This window comes from Acidovorax delafieldii (assembly GCF_007993815.1).
Lineage (GTDB): Bacteria > Pseudomonadota > Gammaproteobacteria > Burkholderiales > Burkholderiaceae_C > Acidovorax > Acidovorax delafieldii.
Window position 1 is genome coordinate 1,327,012 of the sequence record NZ_VJWE01000011.1, and the last position, 21,434, is coordinate 1,348,445.

24 protein-coding genes are annotated in these 21,434 nt (G+C 68.1%); 13 read left to right on the top strand and 11 right to left on the bottom strand.

Going from position 1 to position 21,434, the window contains the following annotated elements; genetic code table 11:
* The first annotated feature begins 35 nt into the window (after nucleotides 1–35).
* Nucleotides 36–1,016 carry an alpha/beta hydrolase gene (locus ATF69_RS08785; protein ID WP_146870616.1) on the top strand — a complete coding sequence of 327 codons (981 nt, stop codon included), beginning with the start codon at nucleotides 36–38 and terminating at the stop codon, nucleotides 1,014–1,016.
* A gap of 6 nt (nucleotides 1,017–1,022) precedes the next feature.
* Here ATF69_RS08785 and ATF69_RS08790 read toward each other — a convergent pair whose 3' ends face one another.
* Nucleotides 1,023–1,724: an aspartate/glutamate racemase family protein gene (locus ATF69_RS08790; protein ID WP_146870617.1), complete on the bottom strand. Its 702-nt coding sequence runs from the start codon at nucleotides 1,722–1,724 to the stop codon at nucleotides 1,023–1,025.
* Nucleotides 1,725–1,800: 76 nt separating this feature from the next.
* A complete protein-coding gene (locus ATF69_RS08795; protein ID WP_146870618.1) occupies nucleotides 1,801–2,727 on the bottom strand; it encodes a LysR family transcriptional regulator in 927 nt (308 codons plus the stop codon).
* Between the two features lie 141 nt (nucleotides 2,728–2,868).
* Here ATF69_RS08795 and ATF69_RS08800 point away from each other — a divergent pair, with 141 nt between their 5' ends.
* Nucleotides 2,869–3,666: an SDR family oxidoreductase gene (locus tag ATF69_RS08800; RefSeq protein ID WP_146870619.1), complete on the top strand. Its 798-nt coding sequence runs from the start codon at nucleotides 2,869–2,871 to the stop codon at nucleotides 3,664–3,666.
* 178 nt (nucleotides 3,667–3,844) lie between these two features.
* On the opposite strand, the gene ATF69_RS08805 is transcribed toward ATF69_RS08800, so the two are convergent.
* Nucleotides 3,845–4,828, bottom strand: coding sequence for a LysR family transcriptional regulator (locus tag ATF69_RS08805; protein ID WP_146870620.1), 984 nt, complete (start codon nucleotides 4,826–4,828; stop codon nucleotides 3,845–3,847).
* A gap of 157 nt (nucleotides 4,829–4,985) precedes the next feature.
* Here ATF69_RS08805 and ATF69_RS08810 point away from each other — a divergent pair, with 157 nt between their 5' ends.
* Nucleotides 4,986–5,897: an oxidoreductase gene (locus tag ATF69_RS08810; RefSeq protein WP_146870621.1), complete on the top strand. Its 912-nt coding sequence runs from the start codon at nucleotides 4,986–4,988 to the stop codon at nucleotides 5,895–5,897.
* Nucleotides 5,898–5,997: 100 nt separating this feature from the next.
* On the opposite strand, the gene ATF69_RS08815 is transcribed toward ATF69_RS08810, so the two are convergent.
* Both ATF69_RS08815 and ATF69_RS08820 read right to left on the bottom strand, forming a co-directional pair.
* Nucleotides 5,998–6,534 (bottom strand): hypothetical protein, encoded by a 537-nt coding sequence (locus tag ATF69_RS08815; RefSeq protein WP_099731821.1) that lies wholly within the window; start codon nucleotides 6,532–6,534, stop codon nucleotides 5,998–6,000.
* Nucleotides 6,535–6,584: 50 nt separating this feature from the next.
* Nucleotides 6,585–7,313 (bottom strand): NIPSNAP family protein, encoded by a 729-nt coding sequence (locus ATF69_RS08820; RefSeq protein ID WP_146870622.1) that lies wholly within the window; start codon nucleotides 7,311–7,313, stop codon nucleotides 6,585–6,587.
* A 137-nt stretch (nucleotides 7,314–7,450) separates the two neighbouring features.
* Here ATF69_RS08820 and ATF69_RS08825 point away from each other — a divergent pair, with 137 nt between their 5' ends.
* Entirely contained in the window at nucleotides 7,451–8,437 is a 987-nt protein-coding gene (locus ATF69_RS08825; RefSeq protein ID WP_146870623.1) for a helix-turn-helix transcriptional regulator, read from the top strand.
* Nucleotides 8,438–8,564: 127 nt separating this feature from the next.
* Here ATF69_RS08825 and ATF69_RS08830 read toward each other — a convergent pair whose 3' ends face one another.
* On the bottom strand, nucleotides 8,565–9,230 hold the full coding sequence (locus ATF69_RS08830; protein ID WP_146870624.1) for a TetR/AcrR family transcriptional regulator: 666 nt from the start codon (nucleotides 9,228–9,230) through the stop codon (nucleotides 8,565–8,567).
* Between the two features lie 112 nt (nucleotides 9,231–9,342).
* Between ATF69_RS08830 and ATF69_RS08835 the strand changes: the two genes are divergently transcribed.
* The 6 genes from ATF69_RS08835 (at nucleotide 9,343) to ATF69_RS08860 (ending at nucleotide 14,542) form a co-directional block, all read left to right on the top strand.
* On the top strand, nucleotides 9,343–9,771 hold the full coding sequence (locus ATF69_RS08835) for a VOC family protein (protein ID WP_146870625.1): 429 nt from the start codon (nucleotides 9,343–9,345) through the stop codon (nucleotides 9,769–9,771).
* A complete protein-coding gene (locus ATF69_RS08840) occupies nucleotides 9,768–10,475 on the top strand; it encodes a glutathione S-transferase family protein (RefSeq protein ID WP_244303680.1) in 708 nt (235 codons plus the stop codon). The genes ATF69_RS08835 and ATF69_RS08840 overlap by 4 nt, the downstream gene beginning before the upstream one ends.
* 32 nt (nucleotides 10,476–10,507) lie before the next feature.
* On the top strand, nucleotides 10,508–10,996 hold the full coding sequence (locus tag ATF69_RS08845) for a DUF1579 domain-containing protein (RefSeq protein WP_146870626.1): 489 nt from the start codon (nucleotides 10,508–10,510) through the stop codon (nucleotides 10,994–10,996).
* A 156-nt stretch (nucleotides 10,997–11,152) separates the two neighbouring features.
* The gene (locus tag ATF69_RS08850) at nucleotides 11,153–12,598 is read left to right on the top strand and encodes an MFS transporter (RefSeq protein WP_146870627.1); all 1,446 of its coding nucleotides are present in this window, start codon (nucleotides 11,153–11,155) and stop codon (nucleotides 12,596–12,598) included.
* 226 nt (nucleotides 12,599–12,824) lie between these two features.
* Nucleotides 12,825–13,904 carry a pirin family protein gene (locus ATF69_RS08855; protein ID WP_146870628.1) on the top strand — a complete coding sequence of 360 codons (1,080 nt, stop codon included), beginning with the start codon at nucleotides 12,825–12,827 and terminating at the stop codon, nucleotides 13,902–13,904.
* A 161-nt stretch (nucleotides 13,905–14,065) separates the two neighbouring features.
* On the top strand, nucleotides 14,066–14,542 hold the full coding sequence (locus ATF69_RS08860; protein ID WP_060985498.1) for an FKBP-type peptidyl-prolyl cis-trans isomerase: 477 nt from the start codon (nucleotides 14,066–14,068) through the stop codon (nucleotides 14,540–14,542).
* 45 nt (nucleotides 14,543–14,587) lie between these two features.
* Here the strand turns inward: ATF69_RS08860 and ATF69_RS08865 are convergent, their stop codons facing one another.
* Nucleotides 14,588–15,721 (bottom strand): thiolase family protein, encoded by a 1,134-nt coding sequence (locus ATF69_RS08865; protein WP_146870629.1) that lies wholly within the window; start codon nucleotides 15,719–15,721, stop codon nucleotides 14,588–14,590.
* A 30-nt stretch (nucleotides 15,722–15,751) separates the two neighbouring features.
* Nucleotides 15,752–16,579: an SDR family NAD(P)-dependent oxidoreductase gene (locus ATF69_RS08870; RefSeq protein ID WP_146870630.1), complete on the bottom strand. Its 828-nt coding sequence runs from the start codon at nucleotides 16,577–16,579 to the stop codon at nucleotides 15,752–15,754.
* Nucleotides 16,580–16,694: 115 nt separating this feature from the next.
* Between ATF69_RS08870 and ATF69_RS08875 the strand changes: the two genes are divergently transcribed.
* Nucleotides 16,695–17,288, top strand: a complete 594-nt coding sequence (locus ATF69_RS08875; RefSeq protein ID WP_146870631.1) for a TetR/AcrR family transcriptional regulator — start codon at nucleotides 16,695–16,697, stop codon at nucleotides 17,286–17,288.
* Nucleotides 17,289–17,441: 153 nt separating this feature from the next.
* Here the strand turns inward: ATF69_RS08875 and ATF69_RS08880 are convergent, their stop codons facing one another.
* Entirely contained in the window at nucleotides 17,442–17,768 is a 327-nt protein-coding gene (locus ATF69_RS08880) for a hypothetical protein (protein WP_146870632.1), read from the bottom strand.
* A gap of 85 nt (nucleotides 17,769–17,853) precedes the next feature.
* Nucleotides 17,854–18,792, bottom strand: coding sequence for a LysR family transcriptional regulator (locus ATF69_RS08885; protein WP_146870633.1), 939 nt, complete (start codon nucleotides 18,790–18,792; stop codon nucleotides 17,854–17,856).
* A gap of 116 nt (nucleotides 18,793–18,908) precedes the next feature.
* Between ATF69_RS08885 and ATF69_RS08890 the strand changes: the two genes are divergently transcribed.
* Nucleotides 18,909–19,550, top strand: coding sequence for a glutathione S-transferase family protein (locus tag ATF69_RS08890; protein WP_146870634.1), 642 nt, complete (start codon nucleotides 18,909–18,911; stop codon nucleotides 19,548–19,550).
* Entirely contained in the window at nucleotides 19,547–20,548 is a 1,002-nt protein-coding gene (locus ATF69_RS08895) for a pyridoxamine 5'-phosphate oxidase family protein (RefSeq protein WP_146870635.1), read from the top strand. The genes ATF69_RS08890 and ATF69_RS08895 overlap by 4 nt, the downstream gene beginning before the upstream one ends.
* On the opposite strand, the gene ATF69_RS08900 is transcribed toward ATF69_RS08895, so the two are convergent.
* The gene (locus tag ATF69_RS08900) at nucleotides 20,442–21,431 is read right to left on the bottom strand and encodes a TIGR03915 family putative DNA repair protein (RefSeq protein WP_244303681.1); all 990 of its coding nucleotides are present in this window, start codon (nucleotides 21,429–21,431) and stop codon (nucleotides 20,442–20,444) included. The two genes, ATF69_RS08895 and ATF69_RS08900, sit on opposite strands and share 107 nt — an antisense overlap.
* Nucleotides 21,432–21,434 lie beyond the last annotated feature (3 nt).

Consider the following 21,434-nt stretch of genomic DNA (forward strand, 5'->3'; position numbering starts at 1 on the left):
CATTACCTTCCATTCATTGAGCCAGGAGATCCCGCATGTCCCGTCCTTCCACCCCGCTCTCCGCGTTCGCCTCCCTGCGCACAGGCCTGGGCGCAGCGCTGTGTGCGCTCGCCGCTGTGCTGACCCCACCCGCCCACGCCCAGCTGCGGGGGCTGGGGCCTTTCGCGCAGGTGCGCGACACCGCTGCGGCCTTGCCCGCCGGTGTGCAGCGCGTGGCCGATGTGCCCTATGGTGCGGACCCGCTGCAGCGCATGGATGTCTACCTGCCCGCCGCTGGCGGTGCCGCCAGCAGCGCTGCGGTGGCCAGCGGCACACGCGCGCCGGTGATCTTCATGGTGCATGGCGGCGCCTGGTGTACGGGCGACAAGGCCATGTCCCGCGTGGTGCAGGAGAAGGTGGCGCGCTGGGTGCCCCAGGGCTTTGTGTTCATCTCGGTGAACTACCGCCTGTACCCCGCCGTGAACGTGCTGCAGGAGGCGCAGGACGTGGCCATGGCACTGGCCGCCGCCCAAAGCCGCGCCGCCAGCTGGGGCGCCGATGCATCGCGGTTCATCCTGATGGGGCATTCAGCGGGCGCGCACCTGGTGTCGCTCATCAATGCGTCGCCCACCCTGGCCCAGCGCGAGGGGGCCTGGCCCTGGCTGGGCACGGTGTCGCTGGACAGCGCGGCGCTCAATGTGCCGGTGGTGATGACCGCGCCGCACTACCCGTTCTATGACGAGGTGATGGGTGCCAACCCGTTGTTCTGGGCCGCAGTGTCGCCGTACCACGCACTGTCGGGGCCGGTGCCGCCGTTCCAGTTCGTGTGCTCCACCGAGCGCCCCGACCACCCCTGCCTGCAGGCCCAGGGCATGGCCCGCCGCGTGCGCGACCTGGGCGGCCGTGCCGAGGTGCTGCCGCAGGAGCTGACCCACGGCGAGATCAACGCGCAGCTGGGCCTGGAGAGCGCCTACACGCGGGCCGTGGAGACCTTCATGGCCTCGCTGGATGCGGTGGTGGCGCAGCGGCTCAAGTAGTTGCGTTCAGTCCGCTTGCACGGCCCGCCGCAGCGCGGCACGGGCCAGCAGGCGGGTGGAGTCCAGCGTGGGCAGCGGGGAGTTGGCGTCGCTCAGGATCAGCGGGATCTCGGTGCAGCCCAGCACCACGGCATCGCAGCCGTCCTCGCGCTGCATGCGTGCGATGATCTGCTGGAACATGGCCACGCCCTCGGGGCGGATGATGCCGGGCACCAGTTCGTCCATGATGATGCGGTTGATCTCGCTGCGCTCGGCCTCGGTGGGGCGCACCCATTGCAGGCCCCGGGCCTGCAGCGCGTCGGGGTACACGCTGCTGTCCACCAGCCAGCGTGTGCCGGTGAGCGCCAGGCGCCGGTGGCCGCGCGCTGCCGCCTCGGCCGCCACCACCTCGGCAATGTGCAGCCAGGGCAGCGGCGAATGGGGCAGGACCCGGTCCATCGCCTGGTGGATGGTGTTGTCGGGGCAGATCAGAAAATCTGCGCCTGCACGCGCCAGCTTGTGGGCGGAGGCCAGCATCAGGTCGGCCACGCCTTGCAGGTCATGCCGGTCCAGGCAGTCTACATAGTCGGCCAGCGACGGCGTGTGCAGCGTCACCTCGGGGTGCGCATGCGGGCGGCCCAGCAATGCGGCGCCTTCGGCGCACAGGGTGCGGTAACACAGGGCGGCCCCTTCGGCGGAGCAGCCCACGATGCCGATGTGTTGGGGCATGACGGTGGTCCAGAGCGGTTGCAAAGCCCCATTATTGCCACCACGCTGCCGCGGCTTGGCCCTGCCTCTGTGCCGGTCAGTCCCCGCGCACCCGCTGCGCAAACCCGCGCGCGCTGAACTGCTCCAGCACAAAGTCCACAAACACCCGGGTGCGGGCGGGCAGCAGCTTCTTGCTGGGGTAGTACAGCGAGGTCGGACCTGCATCGGCCCACCAGCCGGGCAGCACCCGCACCAGGTCGCCCCGCGCCAGCCAGGGCTGCGCAAACGGCATGGGCAGCACGGCCAGGCCCAGGCCCATCAGCGCGGCCTGGCACATGGCCTCGGGGTCGTCGAACACGACGCGCGGGCGCAGCTCCACGGGGGCGGCATCGCCCGCCTTGTTGCGCAGCGTGGTGAGGTTGATGCGCCCGGTGCGGATGTTGCGCCGTGCAATGCCATCCCACTGCACCAGGTCCGCCGGGTGGCGTGGTGCCCGCTTGCGGCCCTGCAGCAGTGCAGGAGCTGCCACAACCACCAGGTGGATGGGACCCAGCGTGCGCGCCACCATGTCGGGGTTCAGGTTCAGGCCGCCGCCAATGCCGGCGTCAAAGCCCTCGCCGATCAGGTCCACCTGCCGGTTCTCAAAGCGCCAGTCGGGCTGGATGGCCGGGTAGCGCTGCAAGAACTCGGTGAGCAGCGGCACCAGGTACGCGCGGCCAAAGGCCTGGCCCATGCTGACCTTGAGCGTGCCCGCTGGCTGCTGCTCGGCCTCGGCCGCGTGGTCCACCGCATCGGCCAGGGCGGTGAGTGGCGGGCCCACTTGCGCCAGCAGGCGCTGCCCGCCCTCGGTCAGCGTGAGGCTGCGCGTGCTGCGCTGGAACAGCCGCACGCCCAGGCTGGCCTCCAGCCGTGCCACGTTCTTGCTCACGGCGGCGGGCGTCAGGCCCATGAGCCGTGCGGCGGCCGAAAAGCTGCCCGCCTGGGCGGACTGCACAAACGATTCGAGGTGGCTGAGGGGCTGCATGCGGTGTATTTTCAACCAAGGGTTGAAAGATATACAGCCCATTCATGGCTACCGGAGCATGAGTGTTTTTCTGACACTGCAGGTCTTCCCGGTTCGGTTGCGAACCATTTTTTGCATGCATCTCGTTGGAGAAACAACACCATGTCTTCTGTGTCTGAAACATCCCCGGTCTCCGCTCCTTCATCGCCTGGTCGCCTGCTGGCGGGCAAGGTCGCGCTCGTCACCGGCGGCGCGCGCGGCATTGGCGCGGCCATCGTGCGGCGCCTGGCGCGCGACGGGGCGGCCGTGGCCTTCACCTACAGCAGCTCCGCAGCGCCTGCGCAGGCGCTGGTGGCGGACATTGCTGCGAGCGGCGGCAAGGCCCTGGCCCTGCAGGCCGACAGCGCCGATGCCGTCGCCCTCACGCAGGCGGTGGACCGCGCCGCGCGCGAGCTGGGCCGCCTGGACATCCTCGTCAACAACGCGGGCGTCGCCATCGCGGGTGAAATCGGCAGCTTTGCGCTGGCCGACTTTGACCACACGCTCAACGTCAACGTGCGCGCCGTGTTCGTAGCCACCCAGGCCGCCGTGCGCCACATGGGACAAGGCGGTGCCTATGGCCGCGTGATCACCATCGGTAGTACCAACTCCGACCGCGTGCCATGGGCCGGATTCAGCGTGTACGGCATGAGCAAGGCCGCCATCGTGGGCCTGACCAAGGGCCTGGCGCGCGACCTGGGCCCGCGTGGCATCACCGTGAACAACGTGCAGCCCGGCCCCGTGAACACCGACATGAACCCCGCCGACGGCCCCATGGCGGGCGACATGCACGGCCTGATGGCCCTGAGCCGCCATGCCCACCCCGACGAGATCGCGGGCATGGTGGCTTATCTGGCCGGCCCGGAGTCGGGCATGGTGACGGGGGCGAGCTTGCTGATCGACGGCGGGTTTGCGGCTTGAGAAGGTGTGAACGAACCCATCATGCCCGCTCATCCCGCCAAAACACGCCCGCTCGTCGTTGCAAATGCTCGCCATAGCCCGCGCTATGGCTGTGCTTTGCGCCTAGACCGGCCGTGTTTTAGCGGCCTGCTCGGACACGCCGGATCCGTTCACACCTTCTGAGCTGTCAGCACGGCGCTCACTGCGTGGGCTTTCGCTCCCGGGGCTTTTTCTGTACAGCCGGGCCGTGGGTCGTCAGCTCTTTGGGCGTGAGCAGGTAGGCGGGGTTGTTGGCCACCATCTCCACCGCCAGGTCGATGAAGGCCCGCACGCGCGCTGGCAGCGCCGTGCGGCTGCCGTAGTACACGTAGAGCGCCAGGTGCTGCGCCACATGCTGGCGCAGCAGCGGCACCAGCTGGCCGCTGCGCACCAGCGGCGCGGCCGTCACGCCCACCAGCTGGCCCACCGCGTGGCCGCCCAGCACCGCACGGGCCTCCACCTCGATGTCGTTGGTGCAGAACGTGGGGTGGATGGTGCGCGCCACGATGTCGTCGCCCACCTGGAACTCCCAGGGCATGGGCTTGCCGGTGGACGCATGGCGAAAGCCGCTGCAGCGGTGCTGCGCCAGGTCGTCGATGCTGGCCGGCGCACCGTGGCGTGCGATGTAGGCGGGCGCGGCGCACACGATGAGCTGCAGCGTGAGCAGCCGCCGCGCCACCACGCCACCCTCGGGCGGGTAGCCCGAGCGGAAGCCGACATCCACGCGGTCTTCCACCCAGTTGCCGATGCGGTCGTCCAGCTGCACATCGGGCTCCACCAGCGGGTGGCGGCGGCAGAACTCGTCAAGCACCGGCCAGATCACCTCCAGCAGGATGGAGCGCGGCGCCACGATGCGCAGCGGCCCCGCCATTGCCTCACGCCCGCGCCGCGCGCCCTGCACCGCGTGCTGCAGCGTGGCCAGGCCCGGCTGTGCCGAGGCCAGGAACTGGCGCCCTTCTTCGGTCAGGCTCAGGCTGCGCGTGGTGCGGTGGAACAGTCGCACGCCCAGGTGCGATTCGAGCTGCACCAGCAGCTGGCTGGACGCCTGTGGCGTGATGCCCTGCGCGGCCGCCGCCTGGCGCAGGCTGCCCAGCTCGGCGGCCTTGACGAAGTTGGCGATGGCGCGCAGTTCATTGATGGCCATGGTGGGCAGGCATTTTGCGTGGTGGGTGTGTGGTGAATTGGCAAGTATTGCTTGCGAATGAATCCAGAGATTATGGGCTATTCGCATGGCAATGGCTTGCCTAAAGTTCACCGCCATGAGCACCGCCCATTGCTCAACACCACCTCAAGGACCAACCATGAACGCCGCACACACCACCCCCACCACAGCCACGACCACCACCCGTTCTTCGTACCCCCGCGTCTGGCTGATCACCGGCGCCTCGCGTGGCATCGGCGCGCGCATTGCCGAGGCTGCGCTGGCCCAGGGCGATGCCGTCATCGCCACATCACGCGATGCCGCATCGGTTGAAAAGCGCTTGGGCGCACACGATGCCCTGCTGCCTTTGGCGTTGGACGTGACCGACGAGGCCCAGGCCCGCCACGCTGTGGGCGCGGCACTCGACCGCTTCGGCCGCATCGATGTGCTGGTCAACAACGCGGGCTACGGCCTGCTGGGCGCGGTGGAAGAGGCCACCGCCGACGAGGTGCTGCGCCTGTACGACACCAATGTGTTTGGCCTGCTGCATATGACCCGCGCTGTGCTGCCTGCCATGCGCGCGCGCCGCGCCGGGCATGTGGTCAACATCTCGTCGCTGGGCGGCGTGCAGTCGGCCGCCGGGTTTGGCCTGTACTGCTCCACCAAGTTCGCGGTCGAGGGCATCACCGAGGCGCTGCATGCCGAGCTGGCGCCGCTGGGCATCCACGCCACCGTGGTGGAGCCGGGGTACTTCCGCACCGAGTTTCTGGACAGCGCTTCGCTGGCCGTGTCGCCCCGGGTGCTGGACGACTACGCCGAGAGCGCCGGTGCCGTGCGCGAAGCCGCCCGCCGCATCAACCTGAATCAGCCCGGCGACCCGGTGCGCCTGGCCCAGGCCGTGATGCAGCTGGTGGCCAGCCCCACGCCGCCGCTGCGCCTGCCGCTGGGCACGGACACGCTGCAGACCATTGCCGACAAACATGCCTTTGTGGCAAAAGAGACGGCGCAGTGGCGTGCGGTGGCGGCGTCCACAGACTTCCCGGTGCAGGAAGCCGCGCTTCAGGCGGCGTGAGTCCCTGCTCCTCTTGGGATAGCTGGCAGCACCCTGCCATCAGGCGGCAGGGGCTGTTGGGGCTCCCATTTTTGGGCCTGGTGCTGGGGGCTGACCACGCTCACACAGGCCGTGCAAACTCCATCACCCAGTTCACCTCCCAGGTCGCGCCGCCATCGTCCGAAAACGCCTGCTGCCAGCGCGGGGCGCCGGTGTGCATCTGCGACCACTCGAAGCGCACGCGCACCGGGCGGCCCTCGAACAGCTCCTCGCCTTCAAACAGGCCTACACCGCCCTGGAAGCCACCCACCACGGGCGGCAGCAGCAGGCCATTGGCCGGGTCCAGGCCGCCCGTGAGGTTGTCCAGCCAGTAGATGCTCCAGCGCTGCGTGACGGGGTTGAACACACGCAGTGCCATGCCCACGTAGCCGGGCTTCCATGCCAGCGGCGTGAAGTCGTCGAAGTTGCCGATGCCACCGGGCAATGGATGTGCGGTGCCCGTGGCGTCGAACACCTCCCAGTCGTGGCAGCCCGCGAGCCGGTGCACAAGCCGCGTGTTGCGAATGCGCCAGGGGCCCATGAGAAAGTCGAAGTCGCGCGCGGCACTGGGCGCGATGGTGGGCGACGGGATGGGAGTGAGGCGGGCTGGGGTGGACATGGTGGGGCTCCGTGGTGGTTGGTGCGTCAGGGGGAGAGGTTTGCGGTGCGTCACGCATGCAACGCCGAGCGCGCGGTGGGCTGCAGGCGGAGCACCTCGGGCTCTGCCGCCAGCCAGGGCGCAAGGCCGGGCACCACGTCACGCGCCCAGGCCCCGCTGTCGGTAAACGATGTCAGCGCAGCCTCGTCGCCAAACAGGGCCAGGCCCATCAGCACGGGTTCGCCTTCGCGCACCGGCAGGCGGGAAAAAGTGTTGGGGCTGGGCTCGGTGCAGAACCAGGCGATCTGGCGCGCGCCACCGCGCTGCAGGGTGGGCGTCATGCGGTGGCGGCAGAAGTCCAGCAGTGGTGGTGTGGCGGGTTCCCGCAACGGCAACACGGTGACCTGCAGGACGCCAGCGGTGGCACCCTGCGCGCCGGGCTGCGGCCTTGCATGGTGTGGCAGCGCCGCCGTGGCGCCGGGCCAGGCGGGGCAGAGCAGGTGCACGTTGTCCGAATCGATCATGGTCGCATTGGCGGCGTTGCGGTGTGCCGCCCACACGGGGCCGCCATAGAAGCCCTCCAGCGCGCGGTGGCGCGCCTGCATGTCGGCAAAGCTGCGCAGCCAGACGAACCGGTCGGGCCGGTCCAGGTCGCGGAACTGGCCCAGCACGCGCATGCCCTGCGCCTCCTGGGTTTCCACAAACTCCCGGTCGAACAGGTCGATGAGCACCTCGCGCTGTTGGGGGTGCAGGGTGTACTGGCGCAATTCAACGATGGCGTGGGGATCGGTGGTGGGCATGAGGGCTCCTGAAAAGGTATGGGGGGCAACAAGGCAAGACAGGCCTGCAGTGTGCGCGCCGATACCTGCCAACCCATGGCAGGTATTTGCGCTATCTTTGGTGTTCTTTCTTTTTTGCACCACCCCTGCCAAAACCCATGCGCGCCAGCCGTTTGTTGTCCCTCCAGATGCTGCTGGAGACGCGTGGCCGCATGAGTGCGCAGGCGCTGGCCGAGGCGCTGGAGGTGTCGGTGCGCACGCTGTACCGCGATGTGGACCAGCTCAGCGCTGCGGGCGTGCCCATCTATGCCGAGCGGGGGCGCCACGGTGGCTTTGCGCTGCTGCCGGGCTGGAAGACCACGCTCACAGGCCTCACGCCGTCGGAGGCGCAGGCCGTTTTCTTGAGCGGCCTGCCCGGCCCTGCGCAGGACCTAGGCCTGGGCGGCGATGTGGCGGGGGCGCGCCTGAAGCTGCTGGCCGCACTGCCCGCCGCCTGGCGCGACGACGCGCAGCGCGTGAGCACGCGCCTGCACCTGGACCCCGTGGACTGGTACCGCGAGAGCGACCCCACGCCGCATTTGCCCACGGTGGCAGCCGCCGTGTGGAGCGGCCACCAGATCACCCTGCGCTATGAGGGCTGGGCGCGCACGGCAGAGCGCACGGTGAGCCCGCTGGGCCTGGTGCTGAAAGCGGGCGTGTGGTACCTGGTGGCCTTACCCACGGGAGCCGACACGCGCGGGCCACGCACCTACCGGGTGTCGAACATCCTCGCGGCCACAACGCTGGACCAACCAGCCAGGCGCCCCGCACGCTTTGACCTGCCGGGCTACTGGGCCGCGTCGATCCGGCGTTTTGAGTCAGGCCTGTACACGGGCGAGGCCGCACTGCTGGCCACGCCCGAAGGGTTGCGCGGTCTGCGCGCGCTCAGCAGCGCCGTGGCCCGAGCGGTGGCCGCCGCCCCTCCGTCCCGCCGCAAGGACGGCCGCATGGCCGTGACGATCCCCATCGAGTCGGTGGAGCATGCCTGCGGGCAGCTGATGCGGTTGTCGCCGCAGGTGGAAGTGTTGCGGCCCATGGCATTGCGCCGCGCGCTGGTGGCGCGGGTGCAGGCCACGGCGCGGCTGTATGGGCTGGCCGCCGGATGAGGCATGGGCAATATCTGCTACAAATTAAATAGCGGTAAGGGCATTGTTTGTGGTCGCTACCGGCCCATAGGATCATCGAAGCCTGTTCCAAGGCAGTTCTTGAGTGGACCCGGCGTGCGCGGTGCGCTCAAAGCCCCCGTTCCACCATGTCCAGCAACCGCTGGCCCAGCAGGTCCAGCATTTGCTGGGGCGTGCCGCGCAGCGGCCCGTCGATGGCCAGCAGCGCCATGCCATGCACGGTGGACCAGGCCAGGTATTCGGCGCCGGGGCGGCGCCCGGGCGGCAGGGCGCCCGCGGCCACCAGGTCGTCCAGTGCGGCGCTCAGGTGCTGGAAGGGGTTGAGCCCCGTGGCACCGCCCATGGCGGGGTCGGGGGTTTGTTGCACCGTGAAGCGGCCACCGAAGGCGGTGCGAAAGAGCCCCGTCTCGGCGTGCGCAAACCGCAGGTAGCCGGCGCCCACGGCGCGCACCTTGGCGTGGGCCTGCTCGGTGGGCGTGCCGGTGGTGGGCACAAGGGCCAGCTCGGCCTCCATGGACCGCGCGGCGGCGGCCACGGCAGCGGCGCGCACGGCGCCCAGCAGGTCGTCGCGGTTCGCGAAATGGCGGTAGGCCGCATTGGGCGCCACACCCGCGCGGCGTGTGGCCTCGCGCAGCACCACCGCATCCGGCCCGCCCTGGCGCGCCAGTTCGATGCCCGCGTCCAGCAGCGCACGGTGCAGATCCCCGTGGCGGTAGGTGGCGCGTGCGGCGGGTGCGCTGGAGGGGGCAGCTTTGTTGCGGGTGCTTACGGTCATGGATCGTTGGGATGTGGACACTGTCCATTATCTTTGTTATTGTTTGTGGACGGTGTTCACAATTGCACGCCGAAACCCTTCCTGCCCCGTCCATGTTCCCCAGGAGACCCCCATGAAAGTCGAGCCCTACCTGATGTTCGAAGGCCGCTGCGATGAAGCGCTGGAGTTTTACCGCCACGCTTTGGGCGCCCAAGTCACCATGCTCATGCGCTACAAGGACAACCCCGAACCCGCAGCCGGCGAGGGCTGCGCCGATGGCAGCGGCCCGGGCCCCACGCCCGAGATGGTCATGCACGCCTCGTTCACCGTGGGCGACACGCAGATCATGGCGTCGGACGGCATGGGCTCGGGCCACGCCAGCTTCCAGGGCATCTCGCTGGCGCTGAGCCCCGTCAATGCGACCGATGCCAAACGCTATTTCGATGCGCTGGCCGATGGCGGCAAGGTGCAGATGCCGCTCACCAAGACCTTTTTCTCGCAGGCGTTTGGCATGGTGGCCGACCGCTTTGGCGTGTCCTGGATGGTGGTGGCCCCTGAATGAGTGCAACCACCATCACCACCACCGACTCCCCCACAGGAACCCGCATGCTCGCTCTCTATGGCCACCCTTTTTCGTCCTACACCCAGAAGGTGCTGACCGCGCTCTACGAGAACGGCACGCCGTTTGAGCTGCTCAATCTTGACCCCGCAGAGCCCGTCAGCCATTCCGCCGACTGGTTGCGCCACTGGCCGCTGGCGAAGTTTCCAGTGCTGGTGGACGGTGACCACACGGTGGTGGAAAGCAGCATCGTGATCGAGCACCTGCAGCTCGCGCACCCGGGGCCTGTGCCGCTGATTCCCGCCGACCCCCGGGCGGCACTGGACGTGCGGTTCATGGACCGCTTCTTTGACCTGCACGTGATGGCTCCGGTGCAGCACGCGGTGAATGCCGCGCTGACCGGCAACGCCGAGCGCAAGGCCGAAGGCGTGGCCTGGGCCACCGAGAAACTGGAGAAAGCCTACGCCTGGCTGGAGGGCATGGGGGCAGGGCGCACCTGGGCGGCGGGCGAGTCGTTCTCGCTGGCCGACTGCGCTGCGGCGCCCTCGCTGTTCTATGCCGACTGGACGCACCCCATCGCAGCCACCTACCCGCAGCTGCGCGCCTACCGCGCCCGGTTGCTCGCACGCCCCTCGTTTGCACGCGCGGTGGAAGGCGGTCGCCCCTACCGCCACTACTTTCCGCTCGGAGCACCCGACCGCGACTGAGCGCGCGCCCACCACATCACCAGGAGACCCCCATGATGAACCCCGAACCCCACGCCATGCACCGCTGGCAGCAGCAGCTGCTGGGCGACTGGACCTGCGAGTCGCTGGCCGACATGGGCCCGGGCGAACCCCCCGCGCACAGCCGGGGCACTGAACATGTGCGCGCACTGGGCAGCCTGTGGGTGCTGTGCGAAGGGACGGGATCCATGCCCGGCGGGGGTGGCGAGGCCCGCATGCTGATGACGCTGGGCTACGACCCGGACCGGCAGGCGTTTGTCGGCACCTGGGTGGGCTCGATGATGACGCATATGTGGGTGTACCGCGGCACGCTGGATGCCGACCAGAAGGTGCTGACGCTGGAGACCGAAGGCCCCAGCTTCAAGGCCGACGGCGCCACCATGCGCTACCGGGATGTGATCACCGTCGTCAGCGCCAACAAGCGCACGCTCACCTCGTTCGGCCAGCAGCCAGACGGCAGCTGGAAGCAGTTCATGCAAGCCAAGTACACCCGAACCTCCTGAGCCACTGCGCGGCTTCCACCTGAAAGGCGACGTAGCCGGAGGGCTGGCTAAGCCCGATCCACAGCTGCACTGGTATTGCACCCCGCTAGTCCTCAGTCGCCAGCGCAACGCGCATGACACACTGCGCTGCCAATCTCTTTTGATTTCCACCGTCCCATGACCCTACGCGTCGAAGGCCGCGCACGCTGGCCCGCACTCATCCTGCTGTGCCTGGGCGAGCTGATGATCGTGCTCGACACCACCATCGTGAACGTTGCGCTGCCCAGCATCAAGGCCGACCTGGGCTTTACCGAAACCTCGCTGGTCTGGGTGGTCAACGCCTATATGCTCACCTTTGGCGGCTGCCTGCTGCTGGGCGGACGTCTGGGCGACCTGTATGGCCACCGGCGGCTGTTTCTGGCCGGCATCACGCTGTTCACCGTGGCATCGCTGGCCTGCGGGCTGGCGAATACGCAGGGGCTGCTGGTGGCGGCACGTGCGGTGCAGGGCGTGGGCGGCGCGGTGGTGTCGGCCGTGGCGCTGTCGCTCATCATGAATCTGTTCACCGAGCCGGGTGAGCGTGCGCGGGCCATGGGCGTCTACGGCTTTGTGTGTGCCGGGGGTGGCAGCATTGGGGTGCTGCTGGGCGGGGTACTCACCAGCGCGTTGAGCTGGCACTGGATCTTTCTGGTCAACATCCCCGTGGGTGTGGCCATCTACCTGGCCTGCCTGGCGCTGCTGCCGGGCGGCAAGGGGCAGGCGCACGGGCAGCGGCTGGACGTGGCGGGCGCCGTCACCATCACCGCGTCGCTGATGCTGGCGGTGTACGCCATCGTCAACGGCAACGCAGCGGGCTGGACCTCGCTGCAGTCGCTGGGGCTGCTGGGGGCGGCGGCGGCGCTGCTGGCGGCCTTTTTGTTCATCGAGTCGCATGTGGCCGCGCCGCTGGTGCCCCTGCCGCTGCTGAGGCTGCGCAACCTGGCCATCTCCAACGTGGTGGGCGTGCTGTGGGCGGCGTCGATGTTTGCGTGGTTCTTTCTGTCGGCGCTGTACATGCAGCTGGTGCTGGGCTATGACGCGATGCAGGTGGGCCTGGCGTTTTTGCCGTCCAACCTCATCATGGCGGGCTGCTCGCTGGGGCTGTCGGCCTGGGTGGTGATGCGTTTTGGCATTTGCCGCACGCTGGGCTGGGGGCTGCTGCTGGCGGCGGTGGGCCTGGCCCTGTTTGCGCTCGCGCCCACCGAGGGGCGGTTTGTGATCCACGTGCTGCCCGGCATGGTGCTGCTGGGCGTGGGCGCCGGCATTGCGCTCAACCCGCTGCTGCTGGCCGCCATGGGCGATGTGAAGCCCGAAGACTCGGGGCTGGCCTCGGGGGTGGTCAACACCGCATTCATGATGGGCGGCGCGCTGGGCCTTGCCATTCTGGCCAGCCTGGCCGATGCGCGCACCGACCACCTGCGCCAGGCCGGGGCCAGCGTGCAGCAGGCGCTCAATGCAGGCTACCAGCTGGCGTTCTGGGTGTCGGCCTTGTGCTCGCTGGTGGCCGCCGTGCTGGGTGGTTTCGTGTTGCGCCCGGCACCACCACCGTCCGCCGCCGCGCCTTCCCACGCGGGTGCCGTATGAGGAGATAGGGCGCTATCCAATTGATAGCTACTCGGGCATATTCCACTAGCGCATGCAGTCATTCTGGCTTGAAATGGTGGCGAAGCTGTGTGCGCACGCTGTGCGGCACTGTCCTGTATGCCGCACCGCACTGTTCCACCCAGCGCACTTCTGAAAGCGGTCGCTGGCCTTATCTTTGGCAGGCGTGCTGCCCGATAGCCGGTGGCGCAAACCCAAGGAGTCCTTGATGTCGTCCTCCCCCACCGTGTCTTCGTCTGCCGCCAGCCTGCCCGTCGTGCAGGCCCAGGCGCTGGGTCCGCTGTGGCCCACGATGGACCCGTTCCTGTTCTGCGCCCACCATGACGACGCCTACCCCGCAGGCAATGGCGCGTTTGCGCCCGCCGTGTCGCTGGAGGGCCGCCAGATCGGCAGCGACTTCAGCCGCAAGGACGGCTGGAGCATGTACCACGGCGACACGGTGCCCGGCTTTCCGGGCCACCCGCACCGGGGCTTTGAAACCGTGACCCTCGTGCGCAAGGGCCTCATCGACCATTCCGACTCGCTGGGCGCCGCCGCGCGTTTTGGCGGGGGTGATGTGCAGTGGGTCACGGCGGGCAAGGGCATCGTGCATTCGGAGATGTTCCCGCTGCTCAACGCCACCGAGCCCAACCCGCTGGAGCTGTTCCAGATCTGGCTGAACCTGCCCGCGAAGAACAAGATGGTGGAGCCGCACTTCACCATGCTGTGGAACGAGCGCATTCCGCGCCTGGTCCACCACGACGATGCAGGTCGCGCCACCACGGTGACGGTGGTGGCGGGCGCTCTGCCCGGCGCGCCCGCGCCGCTGGCGCCGCCACCCGAGTCCTGGGCTTCGCAGCCCGAGGGCGATGTGGCTATCTGGACGCTGCACATGGACCCTGGCGCGCAGTGGACGCTGCCCGCCGCGCGCGGCCAGGGCACGCGCCGCATGCTGTACTTCTTTGTGGGCGACAGCCTGCGCGTGGGCCCACAGGACGTGGGCCAGCACGCCGCGCTGGAGCTGGTGGCCGGGCAGGACTGGCAGCTGACCAACACCGGCGCCACGCCGCTGGAATGCCTGCTGCTGCAAGGCCAGCCCATTGCCGAGCCCGTGGCGCAGTACGGCCCGTTTGTGATGAACACACAGGCCGAGATCATGCAAGCCATGAACGACTACCGCCGTACCCAGTTCGGCGGCTGGCCCTGGCCCGACCAGGACCCGGTGCACGGCACCGAAGCGCGGCGTTTTGCGCGCTACCCCGGCCAGACGGAGGAAGAGCGCCCAGCCGAGGCCTTGTCGGGCGCATAGGGTTGTTCACCAGGCCCTGCCAAGCTTCCACGAGGCCCTGCGGCAGCCGTCCGGCGCCTCGTGGACAATCCGGGGTTTCGTTCTGACCCGCGCGGCGGCTGGTGGCATACCCCTGCCAGCCCCGCGCCGATTCTTCACCGCCTGAAAGCGCAAGCACCACCATGGCCACCACCATCACCAAAGACTCCGCCGTCACCATCACCTACAAGGTCACCACCCCCCAGGGCAAGCCGCTGGATGCGGGGCACCTGTCGTACCTGCACGGTGGCTACGAAAACATCTTCCCCAAGGTCGAGGCCGCACTCGATGGCCAGGCCGTGGGCTTCAGCACCACGCTGCAGCTGGCGGTGGAAGACGCCTTTGGCGCGCGCGATGAAAGCCTGGTGCGCACCATCCCCAAAAGCGAGTTCCCGCCCGGCGTGAAGGTCGGCGGCCAGCTGCAGGGCGTGGGCAACGACGGCCAGCCCGCCGTGTTCAACGTGGTCAAGATCAAGGGCCCCGAAGTGCACCTGGACGGCAACCACCCGCTGGCAGGCCAGGCGTTGACCTTCAGCTGCAAGGTCACTGAAGTGCGCGCTGCCAGCCCTGAAGAAATTGCGCACCGCCATGTGCATGGTGCGCACGGCCACCACCATTGATACAGAGGCCAGGGGCCGCTGGCCCCTCAGGTTTCCCCCCGCTGACTAAAGTGCCTCCAGCACCGTCGCAATGCCCTGGCCGCCACCAATGCACTGTGTGGCCAGCGCATAGCGGCCCTTCTCGCGCTGCAGCAGCGCAGCGGCCTTGCCCGTGATGCGCGCACCGGTGGCGCCCAGCGGGTGGCCGATGGACAGCCCACCCCCATCCAGATTGACGGTGTCTTCGCGCAGGCCCAGTTCGCGGATGCACGCCAGGGCTTGCGATCCAAACGCTTCATTGATCTCCACGACATCCAGATCACTGACCGACAGCTTCGCGCGGGCCAGTGCCTTGCGTGTGGCGGGTACGGGGCCCATGCCCATGTACGCGGGATCTACGCCCGCAGTGGCCATGGCGCGGATGCGGGCCAGCGGGGCCAGGCCGTGCCGCGCTGCATATGCGTGGGTGGTCACCAAGACAGCCACTGCACCATCGGTCAGCGGCGACGAGGTGCCAGCGGTCACCACACCATCTGCGCGGAATGCGGGCCGCAGCGCCGCCAGTGCTTCCAGTGTGGTGCCGGGGCGGATGCAGCCGTCCTGAGTGACCCAGTCGCCCGACGCCAGGGTAATGGGCACGATTTCGTCTTTCAGCAGCCCCGCCTCACGCGCCGCCGCAGCCTTGTGGTGCGACGAGACGGCCAGTGCTTCCTGATCAGCGCGGCTCACCCCGTATCGGTGGGCCACGTTCTCGGCCGTCTCTCCCATGCTGATGTACGTATCGCTGTGCTCGTACAACGTGGGGTGGGCCGAGAAGTTGAAGCCCCCCTGCGGAACCATGGTCATGGACTCGACACCGATGCACAGAAAGGCCTCGCCCAGGCCCGCCTCGATCTGCGCGGCGGCGATGTGAATAGCGGACATGGACGATCCGCAAAAGCGGTTCACCGTCATGCCGCCCACTTCGTGTGGCAGGCCCGCCAGCAGCGACACGATGCGCGCGATGTTGTTGCCTTGTGCTGCCTCCGGGTACGCGCAGCCGGCAATCACGTCTTCCAGGGTTGCAGGGTCGATTCCTGTGCGTTTCAACAGACCCGTGACCACCTGCGCGGCGAGGGCATCGGGCCGCACATCGGCCAACGCCCCCTTGCGGGCGAAGTGGAACGGGGAGCGGGCATAGGCAGAAATCAGTGCTTGCATGGTCAGACCTCGGTTGTGGTGCAGGAAGGCTCAGGCGCTGGTGGTGACCGCGTAGCGTCGGGCTGGCTGACGCAGCGACAGGAAAGGCCCGAGCGCCCGGCGCGCATCTTCCAGCGCGTTCCAATCGTGCACCGCTTCCAGCGAGGGGATGGTCACCGCCTCGCCCTGATCCAGACCGGCCAGCGCGGCATCCACCATGGCGTCCACGTCCATCAGCATGTCTTGCGGCAGGTGGCTGATGGGTGTACCCGCGCGATCCCAGATCTCGGTGCGTGTTGCTCCCGGCATCACCGCCTGCACGCGGACGCCTATTGGCCCCAGCTCTTGCTGCAGGGACCGGGTGAGGTTCAGCAGGTAAGCCTTGGTGCCGCTGTACGTGCCGCTGAACATCTCCGGCAGCAGTGCCAGAACGGAGGCAATGTTGATCAGCGTGCCCGCCTTGCGTGCCGCAAAGCCCTTGGCTGCAGCCGCAGCGAGCCGGGTGGGTGCCAGAACGTTCAGCGCCACCATGCTTTCCACGGCATCGATATCGGCGTCCAGCAATGTCCCTGTCACTGCAATGCCCGCGTTGTTGAGCAGCAGCGTGATGCCGGCGTCGCTGTGCAGACGCTGCTCCACACGGGCCAGGTCGCTGCGGTCGGTGAGGTCCGCCTGCAGCACCTGAGTCTTCACCCCGGTCTCCTGCGCCAGGCGGTGGGCGAGTGCAGCCAGGCGTGCGGAGTCACGCGCAACCAGGATCAAATCGTAGCCACGGCGCGCGAGACGGTCCGCGTACACGGCACCAATGCCGGACGAAGCGCCAGTGATGAGGGCTGTGCCCAGAGAGGGGCGAGAGGAATGGTTTTCTGTGGTGGTCATAAGGTTTCCTGAAATCTGTTTTAGATGATGATTGTCACGTTTAAATTATATGACGATCATCATTTAAAATGTCAAGACTAAGTTTCAGGGCTTGCAGTCCGAGGAGAGATAGACAATGAAGGTCAGCAAGGAACAGATGGCGGAAAACCGTGAGCGCATCCTTGATGCGGCCGCGCAGTTGTTTCGCGAAAAGGGTTTCGATGGCATTGGTGTGGCCGACCTCATGAAGAGCGCGGGGCTCACGCATGGCGGGTTCTATGGGCACTTTGCGTCCAAGGACGAGCTGATGGCGCAGGCCAGCGCAAGGGCCTTGCACCGGCTGCAGACCGCCTGGGCAGCCATTGCGCGTGACGCTGTGGATAAGGGGCAGGACCCTTTGGCAGCTATCGAGGCGGCTTATCTTTCGCCCCGCCACCGAGATGCACCCGGTCAGGGTTGTCTGCTGGCCGCTCTGGGCGGTGATGCAGCGCGGCAGGGGCCGGCCGTCCGCCATGCTGTGACCGAGGGCGTGCGCGCCCAACTGGAAGGACTGGCCACCTTGGTGCCTGGCCGTACCAAGGCTGCGAAGCGCCAGCGTGCGCTGGCCGACTATGCGAATCTGGTGGGCGCCATGGTGCTGGCGCGCGCGGTGGACGATGAAGAGCTGTCGAACGAAATCCTGAATGCAACCGCAGCCTCACTGCGCTTGCCAGAGCCTGTCCCGCGGTGAGTGCCCACGGCATATGAAACGCAGCGCGCTGGATCTTGCTATCGCATTTTTTGTCCTCGCATTTCTGCGGGGGTTACAGCGACAGCATTGAGCCCTGAGATGGAAAAACACAAAGCCCGCAGAGCGGGCTTTGTGTAGTGGTCGACCTGGAACTTACTTGGCTGCTTCAGGCTTGGCAGCGTCGGCTTTTTTCTCTGCCATTGCCTTAGTCTTCTTGGCCTTCGCCTTCTTCTCTGCCTTCTTTTCTGCAGGGGCCGACGCGGTGGCGGTTGGCGTTACTGCGGGCTTGGCTTCGGCTTTGGCCGCAGGGGTGGCGGGCGTGGCTGGAGTCGCTGGGGTGGCAGGCATGGCCGATGTGGCAGGGGTCGCAGGCGCCGCGGTCTTCGCGGGGGTTGCTGGCGTTGCGGGGGCCGCAGGGGCTTGGGCAAACGATGCGGTCACAAAGAAACCGGCGAGCAGGGCAGCGAGGAGCTTGTTCATGAGAAATCCTTTCAGATCGGATGACCGCCCGACACAGCGTCGGACTTAGCTATGCAACGGCGCTCGGAGGCGTTGCGATGACAGGTTACGAAGTCATTGGCAACAAGGCGTTACCGCGCCCCAGACCGCGCCCGTTCAGCACCGGCTCCTCGGTCAAGCGCTCGCGTGCCCATTCCACAAAGGCGCGCACTTTCGCTGGGGCCCGTCGGCCTGCGGGGTACACGATGTGCACGGGCACGGGTGGCAGTTCGTGGTCGGCCAGCACGATGCGCAAGCGCCCTGCGCGCAGGCTGGCTGCGGCCTGATAGGCAAGGCAGCGGGTCAGGCCGATGCCTGCCTCTGCGGCGGCAATGTCCACCTCGTTGCTGTTGCTGATCCATGTGAATTGCGGCTGGCCGGTGGCGCCATCGCGAAACTTCCAGGGCGATGGCGTGCGTGCGTCAAAGGCGAAGCCGATGGCCCGGTGGCTGCTCAGGTCGGCCGGGTGGCGTGGCTTGCCGTGTTGCGCCAGGTAGGCGGGAGACGCCACCACCAGGCGGCGCAGCGCGCCCACTTGCACCGCAGTGAGGCCGGAGTCAGGCAGGTGCGCGATGCGGATGGCCACGTCCATGCCTTCGTCGAGCAAGTGCACCAGGCGGTTGACGAACAGCGTACGCACCTGCACGCGCGGCTGGGCCTGCAAAAAGCCCTGCACGATGGGCGCCACATGCTGGATGCCGAACATCTGCGGTGCCGTGATGGACAGTAGCCCCTGGGCCTCGGCCTGTGCGCCGCTGGCGGCCTGCTCGGCCTCGTGCAGGTCGTTCAGGAGGGGACGGCAGTCGTGCAAGAAGCGCTCGCCCGCCTCGGTCAAGCGCACCATGCGCGTGCTGCGCTGGAACAGCAGCACACCCAGCCGCGCCTCCAGCGCCGCAATGGCGCGCGTGACGGCCGTGGCCGAGCAGCCCAGCCGCCGCCCCGCCACGGCAAAGCCGCCAGCGTCCGCCACGGCCACAAAACAGCGCAGGGTGTCGAGATAGTCCATGCGACCCATTATTGCGGATACCGCAATTATGAAAAGCGGTGATTGATTATTCACACCGCGGCTTGCAATAGATATCGTCGAGCCATCTTTTCACTCACATCCGACGAGGCTTCACGATGTTCCCCACCACCCCGCTCCAGCTGTACCGCATGCCCATCTCGGGCCATTGCCATCGCGTGGAGCTGATGCTGTCCCTGCTCGGCCTTCCCTATGAACTGATTGATGTGAATCTGCTGCGCGGCGAACACCAGCGCGCGGAGTTTCTGGCACTCAACCCGCTGGGCCAGGTGCCCGTGCTGGTGGACGCGGGCCAGGTGCTGAGCGACAGCAATGGCATTCTGGTGTATCTGGTGCAGCGCTACGCCCCCGGCAATGCCTGGCTGCCGCAAGACGCCGTGGGGCAGGCGCAGCTGCAGCGCTGGTTCAGCCTGGCTGCGGGCTTTCTGGCGCCGGGCATCGGGGGGCCGCGCTTTGCGACGTTGACGGGCCGTGCCGTGAACGAGGTGGCGCAGGCCACCGGCAAGCGCCTGCTCGCCTTCATGGAGGACGAACTGCAGGGGCGGGCCTGGTTGCTCGGGGGCTCAGCGCCCAGCCTGGCCGATGTGGCCATGGTCAGCTACACCTCGCAGGCCCATCTGGCAGGGCTGCCGCTGGATGCCTACCCGCGCATTGCGGCCTGGGTGGCGCGCATGCAGGCCTTGCCGGGCTACCCGGTGCTGGCCGACCAGCTGCCCGCTGCCGAGCAGGTGGCGGCATGACAGCCACCGTGCCCGCTGCACCGGTTGGGGTGCCGGTGCCGCCCGAGGCATTCCACCCCGGTGAGCAGGCCTTGCAGGCGCGCGTGGGCGTGCGCGAGCGCATGGCGGCCGTGGGTGCGATGGTGCTGCGCGATCACATGCCCGACCAGCACCGTGAGCTGTTTGAAAAGCTGCCCACCTTGCTGCTGGGGGCGCTGGATGAACAAGGCCAGCCGTGGGCCACGATGCTTGCCGGACCGCCTGGGTTTGTGCACACCCCCGATGCGCAGCGCATGCAGATCGCGACCGCGCCGGATTCCAAGGACCCGGTGCTCGCACACCTGGCGCCAGACGCGGCCGTGGGCGTGCTGGGGCTGGAGCCGCACACGCGGCGGCGCAACCGCATGAACGGGCGGGTGGCAGCGTTTGGCGATACCGGCCTGGACATGCAGGTGGTGCAGAGCTTTGGCAACTGCCCCAAATACATCCAGGCGCGGGAGCCAGGCCTGCGCGCTGCGCTGGCCGCTCCGGGCCCGGTGCAGTGGCTGGGCGCCGGACTGGACGCCGCCGCCATCGCGCGCGTGCAGCGTGCCGACACCCTGTTCATCGCCAGTGCCTCGGCGCCACGCCCCGGTGCCGGGCACAGCGAAGGCGTGGATGTATCGCACCGGGGCGGCGAGCCGGGCTTTGTGCAGGTGGCGCACACGGAGGCCGGCGTGGTGCTGAGCCTGCCGGACTACCCTGGCAACCAGTTCTTCAACACCCTGGGCAACCTTGCGCTGCACCCGCTGGCAGGCCTGCTGGTGGTGGACTATGAAGAGGGCGGCTTGCTGCACATTGCCGCGCAGGCCGAGGTGCTGTGGGACCGCGCTGCGCGTGCTGCCTGGCCCGGCGCACAGCGTGTGCTGCGGCTCACGGTGCTGCGCGCCCTGTGGCGGCCGCAGGTGCTGCCGTGGCGCTGGACACCGCCGGTGTCGGCCCCTCAGTTCCGGGTGATGCGCGAGGCAGCGCTGGACTGAGTGGGGCACCACCAGCGGGCCGCGCACGGGGTGCCGTTGTCCCCGCGATGCGCCTGCGCGGCACGGTGGCCTCGGCCTCCACCATCTTGGCGCTGCGCTCGTGCGCTGTCTGCGCCAGCTCGGTGATGAGCGCGGCCTCGGGCAGGTTGTGCCAGTAGCGCGTGGGCATCTCCTTTTTCATCATGGCCAGCTTGAGCCGCGCGGGGTTGAAGATGTGGCGGTAGTAGGTGAGCCACAGCGCCTCGCCCGCATCGGGCGGCGGCGCGTCGCTGCGCTGCGCGCCGGGGCCGGTGTGCAGCTGCTGGCCGTCCCAGCGCACGCTGGCGTCGGGGGTGAGGATGGCCCAGCGCATCTGCGTGAAGCGGCGGATGAAGAAGCCCGCGTTGGCTACGGTGATGTAGTGGTCGGGCTCGAACCAGGCCATGTGCAGGGTCTGGCCGTCGGGTTCCACCACGGGCCGGAAGCGCACAAAGGCGTGCATCTTGTGGATGTCCCGCCGCACGCTGCGGACCATGTGGTGGGCCAACATGCGGTCGGCGTCCAGCGGGTCGTGCCGCGCGGCGTCGGCTTCATGGCCGCCCTGTGCCATGCGCCACAGCAGGCGGTACATCAGCGCAAAGCGGGCCGGGTCGCGGTGCAGGATGAGTTGCTCGCACAGGTGCACAAAGTCGGGCGGTACGCGCAGCGGCGGCGCATCGGGGGCTGGGCTGGGCAAGGTGTGGCTGGCAGCAGGCTCGGGCGCGAACAGGTCTTCAGCGGCATCCGCTTGGCAGCGCCAGTCCACAGCCTGCGGAGGCACGTTGGCTTGCACCAGGGCGCGTGCCGCTTGGCGAAAACCGGGCCAGTCGGTGGCGTGGTCCAGCGTGATGGTGTGGCGCTGCATGCG

What these genes read in the sequence shown, in the direction of transcription:
- ATF69_RS08785 (WP_146870616.1), top strand. Translation starts at nt 36, where the DNA reads ATGTCCCGTCCTTCCACCCCGCTCTCCGCGTTCGCCTCCCTGCGCACA.
- ATF69_RS08790 (WP_146870617.1), bottom strand. Translation starts at nt 1,724, where the DNA reads ATGCCCCAACACATCGGCATCGTGGGCTGCTCCGCCGAAGGGGCCGCC.
- ATF69_RS08795 (WP_146870618.1), bottom strand. Translation starts at nt 2,727, where the DNA reads ATGCAGCCCCTCAGCCACCTCGAATCGTTTGTGCAGTCCGCCCAGGCG.
- ATF69_RS08800 (WP_146870619.1), top strand. Translation starts at nt 2,869, where the DNA reads ATGTCTTCTGTGTCTGAAACATCCCCGGTCTCCGCTCCTTCATCGCCT.
- ATF69_RS08805 (WP_146870620.1), bottom strand. Translation starts at nt 4,828, where the DNA reads ATGGCCATCAATGAACTGCGCGCCATCGCCAACTTCGTCAAGGCCGCC.
- ATF69_RS08810 (WP_146870621.1), top strand. Translation starts at nt 4,986, where the DNA reads ATGAACGCCGCACACACCACCCCCACCACAGCCACGACCACCACCCGT.
- ATF69_RS08815 (WP_099731821.1), bottom strand. Translation starts at nt 6,534, where the DNA reads ATGTCCACCCCAGCCCGCCTCACTCCCATCCCGTCGCCCACCATCGCG.
- ATF69_RS08820 (WP_146870622.1), bottom strand. Translation starts at nt 7,313, where the DNA reads ATGCCCACCACCGATCCCCACGCCATCGTTGAATTGCGCCAGTACACC.
- ATF69_RS08825 (WP_146870623.1), top strand. Translation starts at nt 7,451, where the DNA reads ATGCGCGCCAGCCGTTTGTTGTCCCTCCAGATGCTGCTGGAGACGCGT.
- ATF69_RS08830 (WP_146870624.1), bottom strand. Translation starts at nt 9,230, where the DNA reads ATGACCGTAAGCACCCGCAACAAAGCTGCCCCCTCCAGCGCACCCGCC.
- ATF69_RS08835 (WP_146870625.1), top strand. Translation starts at nt 9,343, where the DNA reads ATGAAAGTCGAGCCCTACCTGATGTTCGAAGGCCGCTGCGATGAAGCG.
- ATF69_RS08840 (WP_244303680.1), top strand. Translation starts at nt 9,768, where the DNA reads ATGAGTGCAACCACCATCACCACCACCGACTCCCCCACAGGAACCCGC.
- ATF69_RS08845 (WP_146870626.1), top strand. Translation starts at nt 10,508, where the DNA reads ATGATGAACCCCGAACCCCACGCCATGCACCGCTGGCAGCAGCAGCTG.
- ATF69_RS08850 (WP_146870627.1), top strand. Translation starts at nt 11,153, where the DNA reads ATGACCCTACGCGTCGAAGGCCGCGCACGCTGGCCCGCACTCATCCTG.
- ATF69_RS08855 (WP_146870628.1), top strand. Translation starts at nt 12,825, where the DNA reads ATGTCGTCCTCCCCCACCGTGTCTTCGTCTGCCGCCAGCCTGCCCGTC.
- ATF69_RS08860 (WP_060985498.1), top strand. Translation starts at nt 14,066, where the DNA reads ATGGCCACCACCATCACCAAAGACTCCGCCGTCACCATCACCTACAAG.
- ATF69_RS08865 (WP_146870629.1), bottom strand. Translation starts at nt 15,721, where the DNA reads ATGCAAGCACTGATTTCTGCCTATGCCCGCTCCCCGTTCCACTTCGCC.
- ATF69_RS08870 (WP_146870630.1), bottom strand. Translation starts at nt 16,579, where the DNA reads ATGACCACCACAGAAAACCATTCCTCTCGCCCCTCTCTGGGCACAGCC.
- ATF69_RS08875 (WP_146870631.1), top strand. Translation starts at nt 16,695, where the DNA reads ATGAAGGTCAGCAAGGAACAGATGGCGGAAAACCGTGAGCGCATCCTT.
- ATF69_RS08880 (WP_146870632.1), bottom strand. Translation starts at nt 17,768, where the DNA reads ATGAACAAGCTCCTCGCTGCCCTGCTCGCCGGTTTCTTTGTGACCGCA.
- ATF69_RS08885 (WP_146870633.1), bottom strand. Translation starts at nt 18,792, where the DNA reads ATGGACTATCTCGACACCCTGCGCTGTTTTGTGGCCGTGGCGGACGCT.
- ATF69_RS08890 (WP_146870634.1), top strand. Translation starts at nt 18,909, where the DNA reads ATGTTCCCCACCACCCCGCTCCAGCTGTACCGCATGCCCATCTCGGGC.
- ATF69_RS08895 (WP_146870635.1), top strand. Translation starts at nt 19,547, where the DNA reads ATGACAGCCACCGTGCCCGCTGCACCGGTTGGGGTGCCGGTGCCGCCC.
- ATF69_RS08900 (WP_244303681.1), bottom strand. Translation starts at nt 21,431, where the DNA reads ATGCAGCGCCACACCATCACGCTGGACCACGCCACCGACTGGCCCGGT.